This is a genomic window from Calditrichota bacterium (assembly GCA_013112635.1).
In the GTDB taxonomy this organism is placed as follows: domain Bacteria; phylum Calditrichota; class Calditrichia; order Calditrichales; family J004; genus JABFGF01.
The window spans coordinates 852051-873631 of sequence record JABFGF010000001.1; the positions used below are offsets into that span (position 1 = coordinate 852051).

The following is a 21581-nucleotide window of genomic DNA, read 5'->3' on the forward strand; positions in this document are numbered from 1 at the left end:
AAAAGAAATCAAAGTGATTGGATTGATACTTTAATCGTCCGTGAAATTAACATGGAATATGGATCTGATCTGGGATAAATAACCAGTACAGCAATACTCCAATATTCTATTACTCCAATCAAATGTTAGTGAATAACGAGCATGAGTAAGACAATGAGTAAGATTAAGAGCAAGATATAATAAAAACATAGGAATCAATGGAAAATATACAAGACATATACCCTCTATCACCTATGCAGCAAGGAATGCTGTTTCATACATTATATGCACCGGAAACTGAAGCTTATTCTGAACAAATAAGTTGTCAGCTAAATGGCCGGTTAAATGTGGATGCTTTTAAACGGGCGTGGCAGGAAGTCCTCAACCGTCATGATATTTTGCGAAGTGCGTTTATATGGGAAGATGTGGATGAGCCGCTTCAGGTAGTCCATCAGCAACTGGATATCCCCTTTGAGCTAATTGACTGGACTGATAAATCTGAGGAATTGCAAAAAAAATCCGTAAAAGAATTTGCCAATGAACAACGCAAGATTGGTTTTGAGTTAAATTCAGCCCCTTTGATTTCTATAAAAATAATTCGGCTAAATGAAAAAGCTTATCATTTTGTCCTCACACATCATCATCTTTTATGGGATGGCTGGGCATCGCCTTTGATTTTAGGTGAAGTATTTAAACTATATGATGCCTATGACAATGGTAATGAAATTCAGTTAGAAACACCGCGCCCATACAGCGATTATATTGGCTGGTTACAGCAACAGGATATGGAACAAGCCAAGGCTTTTTGGAAAAATCGCCTGGATGGAATATCTGCACCAACACCATTATCTGTTAACAAAGTAAGTCACACAGGTGAATCCGAATACAAAGTAGTATCGCACAATTTTGATGAACAAGTTTCTACAAAACTGCAAGCACTCGCAAAAGAACAGCAAATTACATTAAACACAATTATGCAGGGAACATGGGGACTTTTGCTTGCCAGATACGGTCGTTTGGATGATGTGGTTTTTGGGGCAACCGTTTCGGGACGTCCGGCAGAAATACCCGGTATTGAAACCATGGTTGGTTTGTTTATAAATACTCTGCCTGTTCGCATTCGGGTTAATGAAGCCAGTTCATTTTTACAGCTTTTCCAAAATCTGCAAATGGAGCAAGCGGAAACTCGCCAGTTTGAATACAGCCCACTTGTAGAAATTCAGGGACAAACCGAAATTCCACGGGATATGCCGCTTTTTGAAAGCTTGCTTGTTTTTGAAAATTATCCGGTTGATGAGGCCATGCAGCAACAGGATTCAGAACTTTCAATTTCCGGATTGGATTCTTTTGAGCGCACAAACTTTCCACTTACCCTTGTTTCAGCACCGGGCAAACAAGTTGTTTTAAAGGTTGCTTATGAGACAGCCCAATTTTCAGACGAAACAATTCAACGCTTATTTACACATTTTGAAAATCTCTTACAGGCATTTGTAGAAAACCCAAATCAAAATCCAACAAAAATCCCAGTCCTTTCTCAAAAAGAAAAACAGCTTACATTAAATGAATGGAACAACACAAAATCCGATTATCCTGAAGACCTGACCATTCATCAAAAGTTTGAACAAATCGCAGAGCAATTTCCGGATGAAACTGCAATTGTTGGAGCCGATCCTGAAGCTACTATCAGAATTTCATACAGAGAATTAAATGAACGCGCAAACCAACTTGCCCGGTTTCTTAAGGAAAAAGGCGTTTCCAAAGAAAACGTTATTGCCATTTGCCTCGACCGTTCCCCTGAAATGGTTATAGCAAGTTTAGCTGTTCTAAAAGCTGGCGGTGCCTATGTTCCGATAGATTCTACTTATCCTCCCGAGAGAATTGAATATATAATTAAGGAATCCCGATCGTCATATTTAATTAGTACTTCTGGTTTAGAAAAAATAATTCCAGCAGTAGAAACTGAAACAATTTTTCTTGATCAGATAGATGAAAAACTCACAGCAAGTAAGGAAAATCTGAATCTTGAAATTGATCCATTTAATTTGGCTTACATCATTTATACATCCGGTTCGACAGGAAAACCAAAAGGTGTGATGCTTCGCCACGGAGGATTGTTAAATACAGTCCAGGCGCAGGCACAAGATTTCAAAATAGATAACTCATCAAGAGTTATGCAATTCTCATCTTTTAGTTTTGATGCATCTGTCAGCGAGATTTTTGTGGCTTTGTTAAATGGCGCTGAGTTGCACTTAAGTTATCGGGAAACAATTTTGTCGAAATCACAGCTAACTCAATTTTTAAATGATCGTCAAATTTCGATAATAACATTTCCGCCGTCTATGTTAGCCGTTTTGGCCGATGAACAGTTTCCGCATTTAAAAACTGTTGTCACAGTGGGTGAAGCCTGCCCGATTGAACTTGCTGAGAAATGGCGCGCAAACACACGTTTTATAAATGGCTATGGCCCAACAGAAGCAACAGTTGGTTGTGTTTGGGGAGAAATTAATAAGCCGGAAACAGAAACACTTACAGCGCCAATTGGAAAACCTATCATAAATGACCAGGTTTATTTGCTTGATGAAAACTTTAACCCTGTCCCGATTGGCGTTGCCGGAGAATTATGTATTGCAAGCCCCGGATTAGCGCGCGGTTATTTAAACAATCCCGACCTTACTGCTGAAAAATTTATACCGAATCCTTTTTCTGAAAATCCTGGAAGTTGTTTATACCGGACTGGCGACTTAGCGCGTTGGTTGGTTGACGGCCGATTGGAATACACCGGCAGAATTGATTTCCAGGTAAAAATTCGTGGCAACCGCATTGAGCTGGGTGAGATTGAATCTGTTTTGAGTGGACATAACCAGGTTCGTGAAGTTATCGTATTGGCCATTGGAGATAATACGGATGACAAAAAATTGGTTGCCTATATTGTTGCAGAAAATAATGAGCACCCGGAAATCCAATCATTAAAAGATTTTATTAAAAAAGACTTGCCGGAATATATGGTGCCACTGGCCTTTTTGAATTTGGAGGCTTTCCCCTTAACAAGTAGTGGAAAAATTGATCGTCGTGCTTTGCCTAAACCAGATTCTTTGGAATTATCTTCTTCCGTTGAATTTGTAGCACCGCGTAATCAGGTAGAAGAGCTGTTAGCCGGATTATGGGGTGATATTTTAAAAGTTTCGCGGGTTGGCATAAACGACAATTTCTTTGATTTAGGCGGACATTCCCTGCTGGCCACCCAACTTATTTCCCGGATTCGTGATGCCTTTGATGTTGAACTTCCTTTGAAGGCTTTGTTCGATGATCCAACAATTGCCAATCTGACTACACAAATCGATGTTTACAAATCGCAGGGTTCAGGCAACGATATTCCACCAATAGAAAAAGCAGATCGCTCCAAGGATATGGCCCTTTCTTTTTCACAGCAACGGCTATGGTTTTTAGATCAGCTACAACCCGGCGGTTCATTTTACAACATTCCTTCGGCATTTAAATTGAAGGGGAAGCTAAACCTGGAAGCACTGCAAAAATCGATTGATAAGCTAATTCTAAGACATGAAGTTTTTAGGACCACCTTTGCTGATAAATCCGGCACTCCCGTTCAGGTAATTGCAGATAATTTAGAATTGAAACTTGAAATTGAAGATTTAAGCCAGCACGACAATCAATCCCGGGAAATTGAAATTCAAAAAATTGCCAGGGCTGAAGCAACATTTGCATTTAATTTGGCCAGCGGCCCACTCATCCGAATAAGGCTTATAAAATCCTTTGAAGATGAACATGTAGTCTTCTTCACCGTGCACCACATCATTTCTGATGGCTGGTCAATGGGCATCATGGTTTCTGAAATTGCCACATTTTATGCGGCTTTTTCAATTGGCAATGAACCACAAATTGCGGATTTGCCAATCCAGTTTGCTGATTATGCAGAATGGCAGAAAAACTGGCTTCAGGGCGAAGTGCTGGAAACCCAGCTAAACTATTGGAAAGAAAAAATTGGAACGAATCCGCCGGTATTGGAATTGCCAATTGATCATCAGCGTCCGGCCGTTCAAACATTTTCCGGAAATTCTGTTACAAAGGAAATATCTGCTGAGCTTTCACAACAGATCAAACAGCTAAGTTCACAGGCCGGTGTTACGCCTTTTATGACTTTATTGGCCGCCTTCCAGTCTTTGCTTCACCGCTACAGCGGGCAGGATGAAATTATCGTTGGTTCGCCAATTGCCAACAGACGCCATTCAGAAACTGAGCAGCTAATTGGTTTTTTTGTCAATAATCTTATTTTAAAAAATTCCTTTGCAGATGATCCTGAATTTGGTGACTTATTGCGCCAGGCACGGGAAACAACTTTAGGCTCCTACGCACACCAGGATATTCCGTTTGAGCAACTTGTGGATGCGATGGTTACTAAACGTGAGATGAGCCATTCTGCAATTTTTCAGGTTATGTTTGTTTTCCAAAATTTGCCTGAAACAGGGATAGATCTGCCTGATTTACGCATGGAAAGTCTTTATGAAGAAACAAGTAGCTCCAAGTTTGATCTTTCGGTCACAATGAGTGAATCGACTGACTCGATGATTATGTCATTTGAATATAATACTGATCTCTTTGAGCAAAGCACCATCGAACGGATGATGTCACATTTTGAAAATTTGATAACATCTGTTGTCCAGGATAGTGAACAGGTCATTTCTGAAATTGATTACTTTGATCCATCCGAAAAGCAAACCATGGTTTTTGATTGGAACAATACCGATTCAGAATTTGAATCAGAATTCTGTGTTCATCAGAAATTTGAGCAGCACGTACAGATTAATCCTGATGCAGCTGCTGTTGTTTTTGGAGAGAAACAACTTTCTTATAAAGAATTAAGTGACCAGGCAGATTTGCTCGCTGCCTGGTTGCTGGACAATGGAATCCAGCCGGATGACCGCGTTGGTATCTGTATGGATCGTTCTTTTGAAATGGTAATTGGAATTATTGCCGCTCTAAAAGCAGGTGCAGCATTTCTTCCTCTTGATCCTGCCTATCCTCAAGAACGCCTGGATTACATGGTTGAAGATTCTGGTTTGAAAGTGTTGCTGACAAATCAAAAGAGCAATGTCATTCTGAATCCCGTTTCACCTGGTGAAGAATCCCCTGAAGAAAAAAACGAGATTCTTCGCTCCGTAAACTATGCTCAGAATGACATTAAGGTTTTAAATGTGGACAATTTTGATTTTCAATCTCAGAATAAATTTGAATCGAGAACTGACATCACACCAGACAATCTTGCCTATGTTATTTACACTTCCGGTTCTACCGGGAAACCAAAAGGTACTCTGCTCGCCCATCGGGGATTGGTAAACCTTGCCAAAGAGCAGCAAAAGGCATTTAATATTGACAGCGAGAGCCGCATTCTCCAATTCTCGTCACTTAGTTTTGATGCGGCCGTTTGGGAAACTGTGATGGCTTTGCTTAATGGAGCGGCTTTATCTTTAGTAGATCGCAGCATCCTGGCTTCCGGTGATCAACTTGTTGAAACTTTGAAAAATCAAAAGATAACAACCGTAACTTTGCCACCCTCAGTTTTAGCAATTTTCCCCGAAACGGATTTGCCTGATTTGAAAACCATTATCACAGCCGGAGAAAAATGCACAACAGATCTAATTAAAAAATGGGCGCCCGGAAGACAGTTTTACAACGCTTACGGCCCAACGGAAACTACTGTTTGCGCCTCCATGTTTTTAACTGATCCTGATTCAAAAATTGATCCTCCTATTGGTAAAGCAAACGGCAATTTCCAGCTTTATGTTTTAGACCGCAACGGATTTTTATGCCCTGTTGGCGTTGCAGGTGAATTATGTGTTGGAGGTGTTGGCCTGGCACGTGGCTACCACAATCGTCCGGACTTAACGGCTGAAAAATTCATCCCCGATACTTTCTCTGGCAAAATGGGTGAGCGCCTTTACAGAACCGGTGATCTTGTACGCTATCTGCCGGATGGCAATATTGATTTTCTTGGACGGATCGATCACCAGGTAAAGGTACGCGGTTTCCGAATCGAGCTGGGGGAAATTGAAGCATCGCTCAGAGAAATAAGGGAAATTGTTGATGTCATTGTTTTGGCCAGAGAAGACAAGCCCGGTGAGAAAAGGCTTGTGGCTTATTTTGTTAGCTCAGATACAGAAAAGACAACAATTCCGATGTTGCGGGAAATTTTAAAATCTTCTTTGCCGGATTATATGGTGCCGTCTGTTTTTATGCCGTTGGATGCCATGCCTCTTACTCCAAATGGCAAAATCGATCGCAAAGTTTTGTCAGTGCCGGAACAAGACAGATCACAGGCAACGGCAGAGTATGTTGCACCACGAAATGAGACTGAAACTATTTTAAATACAATCGTGGAGGATTTACTAAAACTGGAAAAAGCTGGGGTTTATGATAATTTCTTTGAACTTGGCGGACATTCACTTTTGGCAACTCAGTTTATGTCACGCGTTCGGGAAAAGTTCGATATTGAACTGCCATTGCTGACGCTATTTGAAAAACCGACTGTTGCAGAACTGGCTGATGCGGTTGAGGTTGCAAAGGCCAGCGGTATTAAGGCCAAGCCACAAATCCAAAAAATTGACCGTGGCAGCCGAGCCGCCAGAAGGCCAGCGAGAAAATCCAAGAAATAACAACGAAGACGCAAAGACGCAGTTAAAACATTATTATGAATAGAAATGAATTAAATATTCTTTCAAAAAAAGTTGTTAATGCCTGTTTTGAAGTTCATAAGAATATGGGTCCGGGATTATTGGAAACTATTTATGAACAATGTTTAATGAGAGAGTTTTTTACTCAAAACATTAAAGCTGAGAGCCAGGTTGAAGTACCCCTGGTTTATAAAAATTTTGAAGTCTCACGAGATTTAAAGTTAGATATTTTTGTGGAAGACGAAATCATTTTAGAACTAAAATCAGTTAACAAAATACACCCTGTCTATGAGGCACAAATCATATCATACTTAAAACTAACAAAAAGTTGGGTTTTCTAATTAATTTCAATGTACCTGTGATTAAGGATGGGATAAAACGTTTTGTTAATAATTTTTAGCCACAAGTTTGTTGTAGAAAAACAATATTAACCAAACCGCTAAGGCACCAAGACGCTAAAAATTAAATTTCTTAATTTGCGCCTTTGCGCCTTCGCAGTAAAAATTAAAAAAAATGCCAAACGAAAAAAACTACGAAACAGACGAACAAGAAGTATTCATATTTCCAACCTCATTTGCTCAGCAAAGATTGTGGTTCCTGGATCAGTTTGAACCGGGCAGCCCTTTTTACAATATCCCTACTGCTGTGAGAATTACAGGCACTTTGGATATTCCCGTTCTTGAGGATACAATTGCTGAAATCGTTTACCGGCATGAATCATTGCGTACAACTTTTGACACTGAAAATGGTGATCCGGTACAGGTTATTAATCCGGATATGGAAATCCCACTCAAGATAATTGACATCAGCAATTTGCCAGATAATGAGCGTGATTCGGAATCCCTGCGGCTGGCCAACAATGAAGCCCGCACACCTTTTGACCTTAAAACCGGCCCCCTTTTCCGCTCAACTTTAATCAAGCTGCGCGACAAAGATTTTGTTATGCTGGTAACCATGCACCACATCATTTCCGATGGCTGGTCAATCGGTGTGTTTATGCGCGAGATATCGGTTATTTACAGTGCTTTTTCTGAAGACAAAGATTGTCCACTTCCCGATCTTCCTATCCAATATGCCGATTTCTCAAGCTGGCAACGCGAGTGGTTAAGCGGAGAGGTTTTAGATAAACAGCTGAATTACTGGAAAGAAAAACTTGGTTACAATTTACCAATCCTGGAACTGCCAACTGATAAACCACGTCCGGCAATTCAATCTGCAAGAGGCGCATCAACAACCATTGATATTCCTGCTGAAATACAGGATGGTATAAATCAGCTAACCAGAAAAGAAGGCATCACACCATTTATGGCGCTGCTTTCCGCATTTTATATTTTACTTTATAAATATTCTTTGCAGGAAGATATCACCGTTGGGACGCCCATTGCCAATCGCACCCAAACAGAAACAGAAGTCCTGATCGGTTTTTTTATCAATACGCTGGTTATCCGGGCTGATTTATCCGGTGATCCGACATTTAAGGAATTCGCCCAGCGGGTTCGTAAAACCACGCTTGAATCTTATGCTCATCAGGATTTACCGTTTGAGATGCTTGTTGAAGCAATCCAGCCTGAACGCAGTATGAGCCATTCCCCGCTGTTTCAGGTTATGTTTATTCTGCAAAATGCTACAAACGCAGCCGGTGCGGGAGAAGCAACCCCGGTAAATCCCAAGTCAGACATTCAAATGGAGCAAATTACTGTTGATGCCGGGACTTCTACATTTGATATTACTGTTTCCCTGTCCGAGCAAAACGATTGTATCAAAGCTTCAATCGAGTATTGCACTGATCTTTTTGAAGACGAAACGATTTTACGATTTATCAATCAGTACAAAACGGTCTTAGATTCGATTGTAAAGAACCCTGATTTACCTTTGTCCCTTTTGGACGTTCTGAGTAATGATGAGAAAAAAAACATCGTTGAAGAATGGAATGATACCGCAGCTGAATACGACTATAAAATCTGCATGCACCAACTTGTACAGAAACATGCTCAGGAAACACCTGATGAAATCGCTGTCGTTGCACCACCTTTGGACAATGACCACTCTGAAAAAACGACTAAATGGCCGCGACTTACTTACAGCGAACTAAATCAACGTGCTAACCAATTGGCCCGTGTTTTACAAAAAAATGGTGTGAAACCAGAGACGCCGGTTGGCATTGTCCTTGAAAAATCTCTTGACCTTGCTGTTGCAGTTGTTGCCGTATTAAAAGCCGGTGGTGGTTATGTGCCTATGGATCCTGATTATCCAAAAGACCGCCTGGCGCACATGATTGAAGATTCCAACACCCCGCTGATTATTTCGCATGATCATCTATTGGAACGAATCCCGGAAAACAAAGCCAAAAATATTTGCCTGGACAATGAATCGGGTCAAATTGTTAAAGAGGATAACAGCAATTTAGATATCCCTGTTTTACCTGAAAACATGGCTTATATGATTTACACATCGGGCACAACAGGCAAATCCAAGGGAACAATTGTTTCACATCAAAGCTGGGTTAACTCTTATTATGCCTGGGAAAGTGCCTACGAGCTGAAGACCAAATGCCGCTCTCATCTGCAAATGGCAAACTTTTCTTTTGATGTATTCGCCGGCGATACAATCCGTGCACTTGGCTCCGGCGGAAAATTAACGCTAATTCCAAGATCAGTTTTATTAAATGCCGATCAGCTTTTTCAGCAAATGATAAATGAAAAAATAACCATCGCTGAATTTGTCCCGGCTGTGTTGCGAAACCTCGTGGCTTATCTTGATACAACCCATGAAGACCTTTCTTTTATGCGTTGCTTAATTGCAGGATCCGATGCCTGGTATGTGAGCGAGTATAAAGAATTTCAGGATTATGGTGGACCTGAAACCCGCTTGATAAATTCATTTGGATTAACTGAAGCGGCCATCGACAGCACTTTTTTTGAAGCAGCCGAACTTGATTTGCCCAAAGATCGCCATGTTCCAATAGGCGTGCCTTTTTCCAATATGCAGGTGTATATTTTAAATGAACAACTTATGCCTGTGCCAATTGGTGTTCCCGGTGAAATTTGTGTAGGTGGCGCAGGGTTGGCCAGAGGATATCACCAACGTCCGGATTTAACCGCTGAAAAATTTGTGCCTCATCCATTTTCAAAATCCGGTGAGCGGATTTATCGCACAGGAGATAAAGGTAAATATCTTTCGGATGGTAATATTGAATTTATGGGTCGTATCGATCACCAGGTAAAATTACGTGGATTCAGAATTGAAATGGGTGAAATCGAATCCAACCTTGGGCAACATCCTGCAATCCGCGAAACAGTTATAATTGTCCGCGAGGATAATCCTGGCGACAAAAGATTAGTGGCCTACTTTGTCCCGGCCAACGAGGAAATTCCGGACAGAAAAGATTTACGCACATTTCTGCTGGAAAAGCTGCCGGATTATATGATCCCCAATGCATTTGTTGATCTTGAGAAAATTCCATTGACACCAAATGGCAAAGTGGACCGAAAATCACTGCCGCAACCGGACGAATCAGCATACGGCTCTGATGAAGAATACATTGCACCGCGTAATGAAAATGAAGAAAAAGTTGCGTCAATCTGGGCTGATGTTTTAAAAATTGAAAAAGTGGGTGTGTTAAATAATTTCTTTGAGTTGGGCGGTCATTCCCTTTTGGCCACGCAGCTTATTTCACGCATCCGTGAGGGATTTGATCTTGATATTCCTTTGAGAAATATCTTTGAATACCCGACAGTTGCAAGCCTGACAGAAAGTATTGAAATTACTCAGCGTGGTCAGGGCGGAGTTCAGGCACCTCCAATTATGGCAGTTTCACGCCAACAGGAAATTCCCCTGTCTTTTGCACAGCAACGTCTGTGGTTTCTGGATCAACTCGAGCCGAATACATCAAACTATAATATCCCTGAATCTGCGCGTATCAAAGGGCAGCTTGATCCAAAGATTCTTGAACAGTGTTTAAATGAAATTATTCAACGGCACGAAGTATTGCGCACCAATTTTGTCTCCATCTCCGGAACTCCACAACAAGTGATCCATACAAACCGGGAAATTGTTCTTGAACAGCATGATGTTCGCAACCTCCCGAAAACAGATCGTGAAGCAGCCGCATTAAAAATTGCCAACCAGTTTGCCCGCACCATTTTCAATTTGAGCGAAGGTGCACTGCTGAGAGCGGGAATAGTTTATCTTGATGATGATGAATTTTTCTTCCTGGTCACGGTTCATCATATTATTTCGGATGACTGGTCCACGCAGGTTTTTATTCGTGAAATTGGCATTCTTTACAACGCGTTTAGCAATAATCAAAAATCTCCCATGCCGCCACTTCCGGTTCAGTACGCAGATTTTTCTCACTGGCAGCAAAACTGGCTACAAGGCAAAATTCTGGAAGAGCAGCTCGATTTTTGGAAAACAACTTTAGCAGGGAGTGTTCCACTACTAGAATTGCCGACTGACAGACCACGGCCAAAAGTGCAAACTTTTAATGGCTCTTATAAAACTTTTGAGATTGGTGAAGAGTTTTCCAGGCAGATTACAAATTTTACAACTGATCATGGCGCAACAGTTTTTATGACACTCATTGCAGCCTTTCAAACACTGCTTTACCGTTATTCCGGTCAGGATAATTTTAATATCGGGACGCCAATTGCCAACCGTAACCGCGCTGAGATTGAGCCGCTGATTGGCTTTTTTGTAAATACGCTGGTTATGAATGCTGATCTTTCCGGCCAACCTACATTTATAGAATTATTGGATCGCGTCAAAGAAACGTCACTAAACGCTTATGCCCATCAGGATTTGCCTTTTGAGAAAATTGTAGACGCCTTAAAACCCGATCGAGACATGGCACATTCACCATTGTTTCAGGTGATGTTTGTTCTACAAAGCGCGAACCCGGCCCAACAAAGCAATACACCGCAAGAAAAGAGCCCAATTGAAATATCTTCCATTGAAGCTCATAGTGGTACATCCAAGTTTGATTTAACTTTTTTCTTGGTAGATGATGGAAAGAATATTTCCGGGGCTGTTGAATATAATACCGATTTATTTGATGAAAGCACTATTGAACGCATGACTGGCCATTTCACGAAGTTGCTTACTGCTTTAATTCAACAGCCAAAAATGCCGGTCACAAAAATTGCTTTAACCAACGAAAAAGAAACACAACATTTAACACATGGTTTAAATCGTTTCGAAGAAAAACAACATTTTACTGCCAGCACAAAAGAAATTTTTGAAAAACAGGCCGCGCAAACACCAAATGCCACTGCTGTTGTAGCTGGCAGCATGCAATTAAAATACAGCGAATTAAATGAAGTGGCTAACCGGTTGGCACATAAACTGATCGAAAAAGGTATTGGTGCTGATGATTTGATCGGACTGTATTTTAATCGTTCACCGGAAATGATTATCGCTATTTTAGCCGTTATTAAGTCCGGCGCAGCTTATGTCCCAATCGATCCATCATACCCGAAAGAACGGATTAATTACATGATCGATGATTCCGGGATGAAGCTTTTGCTGACTGACAATAAAAGCAATGTCATTCTGAACCCCGTTCCTAAGGGTAAAGAATCCCCTCAAAGTTTAAACAATGGGATTCTTCACTCTGTAAACTTCACTCAGAATGCCATCACAACTATGTTAGTTGATGAACCGGAAAACCTTTCAGAAAATGTATCCAATCCGGATGTAAAAATTGATCCTGATAGCCTGGTTTATATGATTTACACCTCCGGATCCACAGGTAAACCAAAAGGCACCTTAATTACCCACGGCGGATTAACGCATTACCTTAACTGGGCTTATGAAGCATATCCTCTGAATGAAGGCCGTGGTTCACTTGTCCATTCCACAATCGCCTTTGACGCAACAGTAACAGCCGTGTTTACGCCAATCCTTACCGGAAAATCAATCACACTTGCCGATACCGATGATGATCTCGAAGCCTTAGCCAAAGCTCTTTTAGATTATCAGGATTTTAACATTGTAAAAATTACACCAGCGCATCTCGATTTATTAAGCCATCAAATTCCAGCGGAAAAAGCCTCAAAATTGACAAGCACATTTGTTATTGGTGGGGAAAACCTGGTTGATAATCAAATTAGTTTTTGGCAGAAAAATGCTCCTGAAACTTCCCTGTTCAATGAATATGGCCCCACCGAAACAGTGGTTGGTTGTGTGGTTTATAATGCCAAAGGATGGGATGGAAAAGGTTCCGTGCCAATCGGGCGTTCCATCACAAATTCGCCAGTATATATTTTGGATGAACATTTTCAGCCTGTGCCTAAAGGAACACCCGGCGAGCTTTATATAGCGGGAAAAGGCGTAGCCCGTGGTTACAAAAACAGGTCGGATTTAACCGCTGAACGTTTTCTGCCAGACCCATTTGCTGTGGAAGCCGGCGCACGCATGTACCGGACCGGTGACTTGGTTCGTTATCTGAATGATGATCAAATGATCTTTTTAGGGCGTATTGACAGCCAGGTAAAAATACGCGGTTACCGAATTGAGCTGGGAGAAATTGAAAGCATTCTGATTAACCTTGACAATCTTGAAGATGCAGTAGTAGATGTGCGCGAAGATATACCCGGTGAGAAGCGAATTGTGGCGTACATGGTTGCAAAAGATGAAAATGAAATTGATACAAAAGAAATCCGTGAAAAGTTAAAAACACAGCTACCCGATTATATGGTGCCGACGGCATTTTTATCACTTGACAGAATTCCGCTTACAACCAATGGAAAAGTCGATAAACGCGCGTTACCAAAACCCGAATATTCCCGCGAGGAATTACAGCAGGAATTTATCGCCCCGTCATCTGCAGGTGAAGAAAAATTGGCGGCTATTTGGCAATCCATTTTGCATGTTGATAAAATTGGTATTCATGATAATTTCTTCGATCTTGGTGGACACTCACTGCTGGCAACACAGGTTATGTCCCGTGTGCGTGATGAATTTGGCGTAGAGCTGCCCTTGCGTATTCTTTTTGAAGCGCCGACAATTAGTTCATTTTTACTGCAAATTGAACAAGCTGAACTTGGTAGTAATATCAAAATCCCAGCATTGGTTCCGGCAGAACGCACCAAAGAAATGCCGCTTTCTTTTTCTCAGCAAAGGCTGTGGTTCCTGGATCAGTTAGCTCCGGGAAGTGCAAACTATAACATCCCCAGCGCCTTTAAAATTATTGGTTCAGTAAACCTTGATGTGATGACATTGGCCATAAATGAGATAATTAGGCGCCATGAAGTATTACGCACAACGTTTGGTAACAAAGACGGCAAGCCTTACTTAATTATTAAGGATGAGCTGCTTTATGAACCTGAACAGATTGATTTATCAGAAATAAAACCATCCGAACGCGAAGTAAAAGTTCAACAATTATCTACTCAAAATGCTACAGATCCTTTTGACCTTGCAGAAGGTCCCTTAATCCGCGTACAGTTTTTAAAAATCGCCAAAAATGAAACTGTTGTTTTGTTTAACATGCATCATATCATCTCCGATGGATGGTCCACAACTGTTTTAATGGGCGAAATTTCAATTTTGTACGATGCATTCAGCAATAGAAATAAATCACCATTACCCGATCTGGACATTCAGTATGCCGATTATGCCGCCTGGCAAAGATCGTGGTTAAAAGATGATGCCCTTGATACGCAGATCAATTTTTGGAAAGAAAAACTGGGAACGAATCCGCCAGTCTTGGATTTACCAACGGATTTCCAGCGGCCGCCTGTGCAAACATTTAATGGTGATGTGATCTCAATTCAGCTCTCGAGCGATATTACAAAAAATATTAACAAGCTGGCCCGAGAAAATAACAGTACACTATTTATGGTACTACTGGCTGCATGGCAAACACTGTTGCATAAACAGAGCGGTCAAGATGAAATATTTAGCGGCTCACCAATCGCCAATCGTAACTATTCTGCAACTGAAGCCCTGATTGGATTTTTTGTAAACACCCTTGTTTTGCGGGCTGATTTTGATGCACAAATCTGCTTTGAAGATTTATTGAAAAATGTACGTGAATTTACACTCGGCGCCTATGCACACCAGGATGTACCTTTCGAACAGCTTGTTGATGAGTTGCAAAATGAACGCATCATGAGCCATTCTCCTCTTTTCCAGGTGATGTTTGTTTTGCAGAATACCGCCCAGCAAGAGAATGCGCCAGCCGGGAATCTGCAAATTGAACCGCTTGGGGCAGATGCAAAAGTATCTAAATTTGATTTAACCTTGTCTATGATTGAGCTGCCCGATATGCTTGCAGCTGAACTTGAGTACAATACAGATTTGTTTAAAAAGGAAACAGTTGAACGCATGCTTGGCCATTTCCAGGTACTTTTAGAAAAAATTGTAGAAAACCCTCAACTTCCTCTTAGCACAATTTCATTAACCTCGGCAGATGAAATTAAAAAAATTACGCAGGATTGGAACCAGACCAAAACACCATTTTCGGACAATTCATGCATTCATCATTTATTTGAAAATATTGCTGAAAAATATGCATCCAAATCAGCGATTCATTTTATCGATGGGAATCAGTCTCAGGAACTGACTTTTGCAGAATTAAATCAACGTGCCAATCAACTGGCCCATTATCTTATTGAGAAAGGTGTAACGCAGGAAACGCTGGTTGGTATTTCTGTAGAGCGTTCTGTTGAAATGGTTGTAGCGTTGCTTGGGGTGCTCAAAGCTGGCGGTGTTTATGTGCCAATTGATCCTGCCTATCCGCAGGAACGCAAAGATTATATATTGCAGGATGCAGGAATTAAAACTTTACTTACTAAACACTCTGTCATTCAGAGTCCTGTTTTGCAGGACAAAGAATCCCCAAAAGGAAACAATGGGATTCATCACTCCGCAAGCTCCATTTCGCCGGCAGGCGAATCCGACCTTCGGCGTGATCAGAATGCCATCGAATTAGTTTATTTAGATGATTTGAAATTATTGAGCCAGAATACAAATAACCCGGAAGCGCTTGTGCAAGCTGAAAACATGGCTTATATGATTTATACTTCAGGTTCAACCGGCAAGCCAAAAGGCACAATGGTGCAACACAGAAGTTTGTGCAACCTGACAGCCTTTCAGATAAAAGATTTTGAATTAAATGAAACTTCCCGCTGTTTGCAGTTTGCTTCATTTAGCTTTGATGCATCTGTCTCAGAAATATTTACAACACTTATAAGTGGTGCAACCCTTTATCTGGCCTCCAAAGATGATTTGATGCCGGGACCAGGATTAATCCGCACCTTAAAAGAAAACAAAATCTCAGTGGTAACTTTACCGCCTTCCGTTTCCGCCTTACTAAGAGACGAAAAATTCCCTGAATTGAAAACACTCGTTTCAGCCGGAGAAGCTTTGCCTGTCGATTTGGCCAATCACTGGCATATTGGGCGTAGGATGCTGAATGCTTATGGCCCAACCGAAAACACAGTTTGTGCAAGCAGTTTTGTTATTGATACTAATTTGTCCGGCAATAACGTCCCGATTGGGAATCCTATTGATAATGTTCAGCTTTATATTCTTGATAACAATTTGCAGCCAGTTCCGGTTGGTATTCCGGGCGAATTGTGCATCGGCGGGTCAAGCCTGGCACGCGGTTATTTTGGCAAACCAGATTTGACTGCGGAAAAGTTTATTCCAAATCCTTTTGTAAATACTGAAGGATCACGTTTGTACCGCACGGGCGATTTAGCTCGTTTTCTGGCTGATGGAAATATCGAATTTTTAGGGCGTATTGATGACCAGGTAAAAGTACGCGGTTTCAGAATTGAATTGGGAGAGATTGAAAATGCAATCATAGAAAATGAAGCCGTTAATGATGCGGTTGTTATAGTCCGTGAAGATGTACCAGGCGATAAAAAAATCGCTGCATATTTTACTTCCGGTCAAAATGAGTTTTCCGGATTAGATCTACGCAATTATTTAGGCGATCAGTTACCTGCTTACATGGTGCCTTCTGCTTTTGTTAAAATGGATACATTTCCATTAACTGCAAATGGCAAAATCGCTAAGCGTGCCCTGCCCCAACCCGAATATGACCGCAGTGCCATCAAGGCAGAATTTGTTGAACCGCGCAATGAAAATGAAGAAAAAGTAGCGGCCATCTGGAAAGATGTATTAAATCTTGAAAAGGTGGGCGTACATGATAATTTCTTTGAAATTGGCGGGCATTCGTTAATTGCCACGCAACTTGTCTCTCGCATCCAGAAAGAGTTTGAGATCATATTTGAATTAGGTTTTATTTTTGAAGCTCCTAGTATTGCTGAGCTCTCTTTAAAAATTGAAGAAGCCCGTTTTAGCCAACCGGCTTTAGAAACACCTCCCGTAAATATTGTGGATCGTTCCCAGCCAATTCCACTTTCTTTTGCCCAGCAACGCCTGTGGTTCCTCGACCAACTTGTTCCAAACAGTGCCATGTACAATCTTCCATCGGTGGTGCGCCTGAAAGGTAATTTAAAAACAGGTTTGCTTGAAAAAACCATCCTGGATTTAACGATCCGTCATGAAACCTTACGCACAACATTTGATATGATTGATGGCAAAGCAGTTCAGGTTATTTCAGAAAGAGCCGGATCAAATCTTAATATTATCGATCTTGAAAATGTGAATGAAGCAGAGCGCGAGGAGGAAGCCCTAAACTTTGCCCAAAATGAAATCCAACAATCTTTTGATTTAACAACAGGGCCGCTCTTTAGGACATTCCTGGTAAAAGTTTCTGATGATGACCATATTTTCATTATGAACATGCATCATATAATTTCTGATGGCTGGTCGATGGGTATTCTTGTTCGTGAGATTGCCACCATTTACAATGCTCATTCTACAGGTACAAATGCACGATTGCCACAACTCAAATTTCAGTATGCCGATTTTGCCAACTGGCAGCGTGAGTGGCTGCAAGGCGAGGTTTATGACCGGCAGCTTAGTTATTGGAAAAATCAACTGACAGGATTACCGCCATTAATAAATTTACCTTTGGACAGACCACGTCCGGCAATCCAGACATACAATGGCAACACACTAAGTTTCAATTTTGACAGCACGATAAACGAATCGCTAAAGAATTTCTGTAGAACTGAGGGCGTTACCAGTTTTATGACTTTGCTGGCTGCATTTCAGGTTTTGCTGGCCCGCTATTCCGGCCAGACTGACCTTGCTGTAGGAACGCCAATTGCCAATCGCAACAATGCGGATCTTGAGCCGTTGATTGGTTTTTTTGTAAACACCCTGGTTATTCGGAGCGATCTTTCTGATAACATTTCTTTTAGCGATTTAGTAAAACAGGTGCGCACAACGGCATTGGGTGCATATGCCAATCAGGATATTCCATTTGAAACCATTGTTGATGCTGTTGCCCCAAATCGCGAGATGAGTTACACACCGTTGTTTCAGGTTATGTTTGTAATGCAAAACACACCCGAGATTGGCGCAATGGAGACGAGCGATTTTTCCATCGAACCTATTGATGGTGAAGGAACGCTGGCCAAATTTGATTTGACCGTTACGCTGGCAGAATCATCTCATGGCATTCAGGGATCATTTGAATTTAATACCGATCTTTTTGATAACACGACCATTGAACGCATGATGGGTCATTTTGAAACTTTGTTTTCGGGACTATTAGAAAATCCGCAACAATCGGTTACAAGAATACCAATAATTTCCAACGCAGAGCAGCAAGAAATTATAAAGCTTCAAAACAAAACACCACAAGTTTTTGAATCAAACCGCTGCGTGCATGAAATTTTTGAAGAACAAGTAGAAAAAAATCCAGACAACATTGCACTTGTTTTTGAAGAAGCAAAAATGACTTACCGGGAATTAAACAAGAAATCCAATAAGCTTGCCAACTATCTTGTAAAGATTGGCATTAAACCCGGCGATCTTGTCGGACTTACGGTTGAACGCGATCTTGACATGGTTATTGCTCTCATTGGAATTCTGAAAGCCGGCGCTGCTTATGTTCCACTTGATCCAGCTTATCCTGTAGAACGCCTTGCTTTAATTCTTGAAAATTCCCAGGTGCCTCTGATTTTAACCCAGGAAAAATTGAAAGAGAACCTGCCGGATAATAGTGCAAACATTGTTTATTTAAATAAAGTATGGCAGGAAATTGACAAAGAAAATGAATCAAATCTGAATTTAAAACACGATCCATTAAATACAGCTTATATCATTTACACTTCCGGCTCTACTGGTAAGCCAAAAGGCGTAATGGTCAGTCATGCAAATGTAGGGCGGCTCTTTACAGCTACCGAAGCCTGGTATAATTTTGATGGAAATGATGTCTGGACATTTTTCCATTCTTATGCTTTCGATTTTTCTGTTTGGGAATTATGGGGTGCTCTTTTTTATGGTGGCCGGGTTGTAATTGTACCATACTTATTAAGCCGTTCGCCACAAGATTTTTACAAACTTCTTGTTAAGGAGAAAGTTACTGTTCTCAGCCAGACACCATCGGCTTTCCAACAGTTAAATCACGCAGAAGAAGTGCTTGGCAGAAATGACGATCTGGCTTTGCGTTATATAATTTTTGGTGGTGATACTTTAGAGTTGCAAAGCCTGCGTCCATGGTTTGAAAGGCACGGAGATCAAAAGCCGCAACTTGTAAATATGTATGGGATTACTGAAACAACAGTCCATGTTACGTACAGGCCAATAAATTTTAATGATTTGGATACGGCCACAGGCAGTGTTATCGGTGAGCCAATCCCGGATCTGCAAATTTACGTTCTGGATGAAAACCTGCTGCCCTCACCGATTGGAGTGCCGGGAGAATTGTATGTTGGTGGTGCCGGCGTTGCCCATGGTTATAATAAGCAGCCGGATTTGAGCGTAGAAAGATTTATCCCCGATCCGTTTAGCACTAATCAAAATCAGCGTTTATACCGTACCGGCGACTCAGCGCGTCTTTTACAAAATGGAGATTTGGAATATCTTGGCCGAATTGATCACCAGGTACAGTTGCGAGGTTTTCGTGTGGAGCTTGGGGAAATTGAAAGTGCACTGGCGCGGCACCCTCTTGTGCGCGAAACAATTGTTCTTTTACGTGAAGATACGCCGGGCGATAAAAAACTGACGGCATATGTTGTGACAGAAAAGAACGAAGCTGTTTCCGTAAGTGAATTTCGCAAATTTATGCAGGATTATGTCCCGGATTATATGGTGCCTGCTGCATTTATTATTCTTGAGCAATTTCCTCTTACGGCCCATGGTAAAATCGACCGAAGAGTTTTGCCGCTACCAAGCGCGGAACGGCCCGAATTGGAAAACCAGTTTGAAGAAGCTCAGGATGAAATCCAAAAAACATTGGTTGATGTTTGGTCACAGATTTTAAATGTAGAACGTATCGGTATCCATGATAACTTTTTTGAACTGGGTGGCGATTCAATTTTGATGATACAAACTATTGCCCGATCAAAACAAGCCGGTTTATACATGACGCCAACCCAGGTTTTTCAAAATCCTTCCATTGCGGCACTTGCCAAAATAGTAACAAGTGTGGAGGAGTTTGAGGCCGAACAAGGTTTGGTAACCGGACAAGCGCCGTTAACACCTATTCAACACTGGTTTTTTGATCATCATCAAGAACATCCGCATCAGTTTAATACCTCTATGATTTTAGAGCTTTTCCAAAAAGAACCAATTAATGTGGATGTTTTGGAGAAATCAGTTTTAAAATTGATGGAACATCATGATGTGTTGCGCGCTTCGTTCAAAATTGAGAAAAATACCCGGTATCAAACATTTGAGAATTTACCAGAAAAAGCACCTGTCAAGTATGTCGATCTTTCTTCCTTCAGAAAAGGAAAACAAAAAAAATCGATCGAAGAAGAAGCTGCCCGGATTCAGCAAAGTTTTGTATTGGAAAATGCCCCTCTGATGAAGGTTGTCTTTTTTGAATGTGGCAAGAAGGCAAACTCCAAGTTACTTTTTATCTTTCATCACCTGGTAATTGATGGTGTTTCATGGCGGTTGGTTATTGAGGATTTTGTCAGCATCTTTGCCCAGTTTGCCGAAAAGAGGGATGTTAAACTTCCTGAAAAAAGTACATCCTACAAAAAATGGTCAGAAAAACTTTCAGCACATGTTCAATCCGAAGAGATGGAAAAAGAGAGTGCTTTTTGGAAAGCCTTGGCAGACAAACCATTTACAGGCTTGCCACTAGATAAACCAGGTGGTGCAAACACCTATGGCGCCACAAAAGCAATCACTATGGGATTTGGGGTTGAAAACACTAAACAATTGCTTCAGGAGGTGCCTAAATTACTAAACAGCCAAATTAATGATATTTTACTTGTAGCTCTGCTGCGAACGGTTGAAAAGTTTAGCGGATTAAGAAGCGCTCTAGTTGAAATGGAAGGTCATGGACGGGAAGATTTATTTGAAGATGTCGATGCTTCAAGAACTGTTGGTTGGTTTACAAGTATTTTCCCTGTTCACCTAAGTATTGAAAATGCTACAAATATTGCAGAAGAAGTCCGGCTGGTTAAAGAACAGCTTGCAGCTGTACCAAATCATGGTGTTGGATTTAATATTTTAAAATATCTTAGTCCGGATAAAAATATTCGTCAAACACTGAAAGGACTGCCAAAAGCTGAGATTAATTTCAACTATCTTGGACAGTTTGATCAGGGTGGCCGGCAGACAAAACAGTCGGCGAAAGTCCCATTCCGGCAATCGGTGGAAAATGTTGGCGCCGAACAACATCCGGATGATGAACGCAGTGCCCAGTTATATATTGTTGGCGTAGTAAATGGCGGTCAACTAAGTACGCGGTGGTTATATAGCACAAATGTTTTTAAGGACAGCACGGTTAAAAAAATTGCCAAAAACTATTTGGCTGAATTAGAGACGATTGTAAATTCTGTAATAAACTAATTGGGTTGCTGTAAAAACGGG

2 protein-coding genes and 1 pseudogene are annotated in these 21581 nt (G+C 41.2%); all 3 read left to right on the forward strand.

Annotated elements, in window-relative coordinates:
- Window positions 1-197: 197 nt before the first annotated feature.
- The 3 genes and pseudogenes from HND50_03530 to HND50_03540 all read left to right on the forward strand — a co-directional run bounded on the left by HND50_03530 (window position 198) and on the right by HND50_03540 (window position 21560).
- On the forward strand, window positions 198-6647 hold the full coding sequence (locus HND50_03530) for an amino acid adenylation domain-containing protein (GenBank protein ID NOG44272.1): 6450 nt from the start codon (window positions 198-200) through the stop codon (window positions 6645-6647).
- Between the two features lie 35 nt (window positions 6648-6682).
- Window positions 6683-7065, forward strand: a pseudogene (locus HND50_03535) (GxxExxY protein).
- Between the two features lie 113 nt (window positions 7066-7178).
- Complete coding sequence (locus HND50_03540) at window positions 7179-21560, forward strand: non-ribosomal peptide synthase/polyketide synthase (protein NOG44273.1); 14382 nt, start codon at window positions 7179-7181, stop codon at window positions 21558-21560.
- Window positions 21561-21581: the final 21 nt, after the last annotated feature.